The organism is Nostocoides australiense Ben110, from assembly GCF_001050535.1.
Classification (GTDB): Bacteria; Actinomycetota; Actinomycetes; order Actinomycetales; family Dermatophilaceae; genus Nostocoides_A; species Nostocoides_A australiense.
The window spans coordinates 2504085-2508555 of sequence record NZ_HG764815.1 but is presented as its reverse complement, the minus strand read 5'-3'; the positions used below and the strand labels follow the sequence as shown (position 1 = coordinate 2508555).

The window sequence follows — 4471 nt, the reverse complement described above, 5'->3', positions numbered from 1 at the left end:
CAGTTCGACCTCGACCCGGCTGTCGGTCGTGTTGACGCCCTGGCCGCCGGGACCCCTCGAGCGCGAGAACCGTTCGCGCAGGAGCTCACCGGGCACCACGAGCCCGGCCGGCAGGCCCGGCCCCGGAGGCACGACAAGATCCACATCCCCAGGTTCCCACGAGACCCTCCGTGCGACCCGGCGTGGTCGAATCGTCACACCCATGCCGTCCCAGGCGACGCCTTCTGCCACAATCGCTTCCTGACGGAACGGCGTCGGCCATCCACCGCACGAAAGGCAGGACATGAGCACCCACGAGGACGAGCACGACAGCCACGGCAACAGCACGGCCGCCTGGGTGAGCACCATGATCATGCTCGTGGCCGCCGCGGTCATCTGTTGGGCGATCATCCAGGCCAACACCAGCCTGGCCATCGCCGGCGGGGTCGCCTTCCTCATCGGTGCCCTGCTGTGGCCGATCCTGGCCAAGATGGGTTACGGCGAGAAGAACCCGGTCCGCTCGCCCTACGCCTGAGCGACCCCGGCCCGGGCATCCGGGATCCGGCCTCGAATCGGCAGTCCCCGTCGCACCGGTTACGGTGATCGGCATGCCCGCCAACGCCACCGTGCTCGATTCGATCATCGCGGGTGTCCGTGACGACGTGGCGCGCCGCGAGGACCGTATGCCGCTGCGCGAGGTCGTCGCGGCCGCCGCCGCCGCGCCACCCGCCCGACCGGTCCTGCCCCGGCTGACCAGGTCGACCCTCGGCGTGATCGCGGAGGTCAAGCGGTCCTCACCGAGCAAGGGCGCACTCGCCGAGATCACGGACCCGGGGAGTCTCGCCGCGGCATACCAAGAAGGCGGCGCAGCCGCGATCTCCGTCCTGACCGAGCAGCGTCGCTTCGGCGGCAGCCTGGCCGACCTCGACGCGGTCCGCGCGGCGGTCGAGGTGCCCGTGCTGCGCAAGGACTTCATGGTCTGCGACTACCAGTTCCACGAGGCGCGCGCCCACGGCGCCGATCTCGTGCTGCTGATCGTCGCCGCCCTGACCGACGACGAACTCCGCCGCTTCCACGACCTGACCCACGAACTCGGCATGACGGCTCTCGTCGAAGTCCACGACGAGGCCGAGATCGACCGCGCCCTCGCCGTCGCGCCGCGGCTGCTCGGCGTCAACGCGCGCAACCTGAAGACCCTCGACATCGACGCCGACGCCTTCGCGCGCCTGGTCAACCAGGTCCCCGACGACGTCGTCGCCGTCGCCGAGAGCGGCATCGCCGTCCCCGCCGACGCGCAGCGCTACGCCCGCGAAGGAGCGCGCGCCGTCCTCGTCGGCGAAGCCCTCGTCAAGGACGGCGACCCGCGCGCCGCCGTCGCCGCTATGGCCGAAATCCCCACGGGAGCAACCCATGTCTGAGCAACATACGTCTGAGCAACCCAAGTCTGAGCACCTAATGTCCGACGCCCCAGGACGCTTCGGCCGCTTCGGCGGACGCTATGTGCCCGAGGCGCTCATCCCCGCGCTCGAACAGCTCGACGAGGTCCGGCAGAAGGCCATGGTCGACCCGGACTTCCAGGCCGAACTCGACCACCTGCACAAGACCTACACTGGCCGGCCGAGCATCATCACCGAGGTGCCTCGGTTCGCCGCTCACGCCGGGGGGGCCCGGGTCATCCTCAAACGCGAGGACCTCAACCACACCGGCTCCCACAAGATCAACAACGTCCTCGGCCAGGCCCTGCTGACCAGGCGGATGGGCAAGCGCCGCATCATCGCCGAGACCGGCGCGGGCCAGCATGGCGTCGCCACCGCCACCGCCGCCGCCCTCATGGGCCTGGACTGCACCGTCTACATGGGCAAGGTCGACACCGAGCGCCAAGCTCTCAATGTCGCGCGCATGAAGATCCTCGGCGCCGAGGTGATCCCCGTCGAGCACGGCAGCGCCACCCTCAAGGACGCCATCAACGAGGCCCTGCGCGACTGGGTCACCAACGTCCACGACACCCACTACTGCATCGGCACCGTCACCGGACCGCACCCCTTCCCCGAGATGGTCCGCGACTTCCACAAGATCATCGGCATCGAGGCGCGCCAACAGGTCCTCGAGCTGACCGGACGGCTGCCCGACGCCGTCATCGCGTGCGTCGGGGGTGGGTCCAACGCCATGGGCATCTTCCACCGGTTCATCGAGGACGAGGGCGTGCGGCTGATCGGCGTCGAGGCCGGGGGAGAGGGCGTCGAGTCCGGACGGCATGCCGCTCGTTTCGCCTCGGCCGAGCCGGGCGTCCTGCACGGCGCCATGTCCTATCTGATGCAGGACGACGACGGTCAGACCCTCGAATCCCACTCTGTCAGTGCCGGTTTGGACTACCCGAGCGTCGGGCCCGAGCACTCGCACCTGAAGGACATCGGCCGCGCCGAATATCGCTACGCCACCGACGAGGAGACCATGGAGGCCTTCCGGCTGCTGTGCCGCACCGAGGGCATCATCCCCGCGCTCGAGTCGTCGCACGCGCTCGCCGGCGCGCTCGACGTGGGCCGCGAGCTGGGCCCCGATGGCCTGATCCTCGTCAATCTCTCCGGCCGCGGCGACAAGGACATGCACACCGCCGCTGCGTGGTTCGGTCTCATCGACGCCCAAGGGGAGGGCACGGTATGACGCCCGCGACCGCCGTCGGGTCCGCTGCGGTTTTCGAGACCTGCCGCGAGGAGGGGAGGGCCGCCCTGGTCGGCTATCTCCCGGTCGGCTTCCCGGATGTGGCGACCTCCATCCGCGCCATGGTCACGCTCGTCGAGAACGGCTGCGACATCGTCGAGATCGGGATCCCCTACAGCGACCCGGTCATAGACGGGCCGGCCATCCAGCGGGCCGCCTCGGCGGCGCTCGCCGGCGGCACCCGCGTGGAGGACGTCTTCGCCGCCGCTCGGGCCGTGCGCGACGCGGGAGCGGTGCCCCTGGTGATGACGTACTGGAACCTCGTGCTACGCCGCGGCGTCGACCGCTTCGCCGACGACCTCGCCGCCGCCGGCGGCGGCGGGTTGATCACGCCCGACCTCATCCCCGACGAGGCCGGCGACTGGATCGCCGCGAGCGACCGGACGGGCCTGGACCGGGTTTTCCTCGTCGCGCCCTCGTCTACCCCAGAGCGGCTCGCCACCGTCACCGGTGCCTGCCGCGGGTTCGTGTATGCCGCCTCCACCATGGGCGTCACCGGCGTCCGGTCGTCGGTGGGCACCGCGGCCGATGAACTCGTCGAGCGCACCCGCGCCGCGACCGACCTGCCCGTGTGCGTGGGATTGGGGGTCAGCACCGGGGAACAAGCGGCGCAGGTCGGTTCGTTCGCCGATGGGGTCATCGTTGGCTCCGCGCTGGTGACCACCTTGCTCGACGTCGAGCCCGAGGCCGGCCTGGCGCGTCTGGCAGAGGTGACCCGCGAACTGGCGGCCGGCGTGAGGGAGAGCAAGCGCTAATGAGCAAGCTCAGCAACTCGACGCGAAGCGCTGGAGAATGTGGTCGCGGAGGCCGTCAAATAGGTCCCTGTCGACCGTCCCGGTTAGCCTGACCACCGCATACCGCACCACCCACCGAAGGAAGCCACTCGCAGATGTCGAAGAAGCCCACGGCGCAGCGCGGGTCCCGCGCCGGCGCGACCCCGCAGGACAGCCGGCAGGCGAAGATCCAGGCCGCCCAGAAGGCGAGCGGGAGCAGCGCCAACAAGATCACCGTCGCCGGCATCGTCGCGATCCTCGCGATCATCGCCGTCGTCGGGGGCGTGATCTGGAACGAGAAGAACAACGAGAAGGAGGCCGGGTCCGGCAACACCGCGCCGCCGGCCGGCGCGACGGTCGATGCCGGCTACCGCTCCTTCGCCGACGTGACGCTCGCGTCCGGCGCGCCGGTGGTCACCGTCTTCGAGGACTTCCAGTGCCCCGCGTGCAAGCAGTACGAAGCTGCGATGGGCAGCACGCTGGCCCAGTTGGCCAAGGACGGCAAGATCGAACTGCGCTACCACATCATGAACTTCCTCGACGACAAGACCGGGGCCAAGCAGTCCACGCCGGTCGCCAATGGCGCCTTCTGCGCGGCTGACCAGGGCAAGTTCCAGGAGTTCCACGACGCCGCCTACACCGCGCAGCACCCCGAGGGGGACTCGGTCACCACGGCAGATGTCTCGAAGTTCGCCACGACCGCCGGTGTCGGCGATATGGACACCTGGACCAAGTGCGTCGATGCCGGCAAATACACCAGCTACATCAACGCCTCCAACGAGTCCGCCGGCACCGCCGGTGTCACGGGCACCCCGACGCTGAAGATCGGCGACAAGCTCTACTCCGGCGAGACGCTGGGCGAGGTGGCCACCGCCGACGGCCTGACCAAGGTCGTCGAGGCCGCCACCAAGTAGCCCGGGCCAGGCAGGCCGGGCCAGGAGCCCGTCGGGTCACATCGTGGCCTGACGAGGGAGGGAACTGGGTATGGCAGTGACACCGCC

General features: G+C 69.8%; 5 protein-coding genes and 1 pseudogene. 5 read left to right on the top strand and 1 reads right to left on the bottom strand.

What is annotated here, in order from left to right; genetic code table 11:
• A pseudogene (locus tag BN11_RS21890) lies at positions 1-204 on the bottom strand (peptide chain release factor-like protein); the annotation flags it as partial.
• A 79-nt stretch (positions 205-283) separates the two neighbouring features.
• Here BN11_RS21890 and BN11_RS12060 point away from each other — a divergent pair.
• The 5 genes from BN11_RS12060 to BN11_RS12040 all read left to right on the top strand — a co-directional run bounded on the left by BN11_RS12060 (position 284) and on the right by BN11_RS12040 (position 4384).
• Positions 284-514 (top strand): HGxxPAAW family protein, encoded by a 231-nt coding sequence (locus tag BN11_RS12060; RefSeq protein ID WP_048698059.1) that lies wholly within the window; start codon positions 284-286, stop codon positions 512-514.
• A gap of 73 nt (positions 515-587) precedes the next feature.
• Positions 588-1397 carry an indole-3-glycerol phosphate synthase TrpC gene (gene trpC / locus BN11_RS12055; RefSeq protein WP_048701350.1) on the top strand — a complete coding sequence of 270 codons (810 nt, stop codon included), beginning with the start codon at positions 588-590 and terminating at the stop codon, positions 1395-1397.
• 37 nt (positions 1398-1434) lie between these two features.
• Entirely contained in the window at positions 1435-2640 is a 1206-nt protein-coding gene (gene trpB / locus BN11_RS12050; RefSeq protein ID WP_048698056.1) for a tryptophan synthase subunit beta, read from the top strand.
• Positions 2637-3452: a tryptophan synthase subunit alpha gene (trpA, locus tag BN11_RS12045; RefSeq protein ID WP_048698053.1), complete on the top strand. Its 816-nt coding sequence runs from the start codon at positions 2637-2639 to the stop codon at positions 3450-3452. Before trpB ends, trpA begins: the two co-directional genes overlap by 4 nt.
• A 134-nt stretch (positions 3453-3586) precedes the next feature.
• Complete coding sequence (locus tag BN11_RS12040; protein WP_048698051.1) at positions 3587-4384, top strand: DsbA family protein; 798 nt, start codon at positions 3587-3589, stop codon at positions 4382-4384.
• Positions 4385-4471 lie beyond the last annotated feature (87 nt).

Coding starts and splice junctions, on each gene's coding strand:
- BN11_RS12060 (WP_048698059.1), top strand. CDS start 284: ATGAGCACCCACGAGGACGAGCACGACAGCCACGGCAACAGCACGGCC.
- trpC (WP_048701350.1), top strand. CDS start 588: ATGCCCGCCAACGCCACCGTGCTCGATTCGATCATCGCGGGTGTCCGT.
- trpB (WP_048698056.1), top strand. CDS start 1,435: ATGTCCGACGCCCCAGGACGCTTCGGCCGCTTCGGCGGACGCTATGTG.
- trpA (WP_048698053.1), top strand. CDS start 2,637: ATGACGCCCGCGACCGCCGTCGGGTCCGCTGCGGTTTTCGAGACCTGC.
- BN11_RS12040 (WP_048698051.1), top strand. CDS start 3,587: ATGTCGAAGAAGCCCACGGCGCAGCGCGGGTCCCGCGCCGGCGCGACC.